This window comes from Vibrio sp. 1580 (assembly GCF_033340055.1).
Genome location: NZ_JAWOVT010000289.1, coordinates 1 through 703 on the forward strand (window position 1 = coordinate 1; position 703 = coordinate 703).

Sequence of the window (703 nt, forward strand, 5' to 3'; positions counted from 1 at the left end):
ACGACATCGAAACCATCACCAATTTCGACACCCTTCACCGCGTTGATGCTCATTAGCGCGTGCGCAATGTCTGCATCCAAGCGGTCAAACACTGGTTCACCAAGGCCAACAGGTACGTTGGTTGCAACAACCTGAATTTTCGCACCAATTGAATCGCCTTCTTTTTTTAGGTCGCGGATCAGTTGATCAAACGCTTCCACTTTGTCTATATCTGGGCAGAAGAACGCGTTGTTTTCAATTTCGTCCCAGTCGACTTTATCAATAGAAACATCGCCCATTTGTGACAAGTAAGCGCGGATTTCTACGCCAAATTCATCTTTCAGATATTTCTTCGCGATTGCACCAGCAGCCACACGCATCGCAGTTTCACGGGCTGACGAACGGCCGCCGCCACGATAGTCACGAATGCCATATTTTTGGTGGTAAGTGTAATCAGCATGTCCCGGGCGGAACTTATCTTTGATGTCTGAGTAATCTTTTGAACGTTGATCGGTATTTTCGATCAACAGGCCGATTGAAGTGCCTGTGGTTTTGCCTTCAAACACGCCAGAAAGAATTTTAACTTCGTCCGGTTCACGACGCTGTGTGGTGTAACGTGATGTGCCAGGACGACGACGGTCGAGATCCGTTTGCAGATCTGCTTCTGTAATTTCTAATCCCGGAGGACATCCGTCTACGATACATCCCAGTGCGATACCGTGAC

Annotated in this window: 1 protein-coding gene; it reads right to left on the reverse strand. The window is 48.1% G+C overall.

Going from position 1 to position 703, the window contains the following annotated elements:
* Positions 1 to 703: chorismate synthase (gene aroC, locus R7093_RS25590; protein ID WP_318147067.1), on the reverse strand; the 703-nt coding region annotated here is incomplete at both ends.